At 75.1% G+C, this 591-nt stretch carries 1 protein-coding gene; it reads left to right on the top strand.

The window, feature by feature from the left end; all coding sequences use genetic code 11:
- Positions 1–591 (top strand): glycosyltransferase family 2 protein (locus DDE13_RS22640; protein WP_111406411.1); only part of this gene is annotated, 591 nt, incomplete at both ends.

The following is a 591-nucleotide window of genomic DNA, read 5'->3' on the forward strand; positions in this document are numbered from 1 at the left end:
CCCTGCGCTGCGTGACCGAAACCAGGCGCGGGGCGGCGGCGGCGCGCAACCGCGGCGTGGCCGAGACCACGGCCCCCGTGCTGGCGTTTCTCGATTGCGACTGCGTGCCCGCGGCCGACTGGCTGGACCGCTGCCTGGACGCGGCCGGGCGCGGCGACCTGGTGGGCGGGCGCGTGGACACGTTCGACGAAACCCCGCCGCCGCGCTCGGGCGCCGAGGCGTTCGAGACCGTCTTCGCCTTCCGGCAGGACCGCTATATCGCCGACAAGGGATTTTCCGTCACCGCCAACCTGGTGACCCATCGCGCGGTGTTCGACGCCGTGGGCGGCATGGTGCCGGGCCTGTCCGAGGACATGGACTGGTGCCGCCGCGCCACGGCGCAGGGTTTCCGGCTGGTCTATGCGGACGATCTGCGCGTGGCCCACCCGACGCGGCGCGACTGGCCCGCCCTGCGGCGCAAGTGGCGGCGCACCACCGACGAGATGTTCCAGCTCAACGGCACCGGCGCGCGGGCGCGCCTGCGCTGGGGGCTGCGGGCGCTGGCCGTGGCGGTTTCGGGCCTGGCCCACCTGCCGCAGGTCTGGCGCGCCC

The organism is Meridianimarinicoccus zhengii, from assembly GCF_003254465.1.
In the GTDB taxonomy this organism is placed as follows: Bacteria; Pseudomonadota; Alphaproteobacteria; order Rhodobacterales; family Rhodobacteraceae; genus Meridianimarinicoccus; species Meridianimarinicoccus zhengii.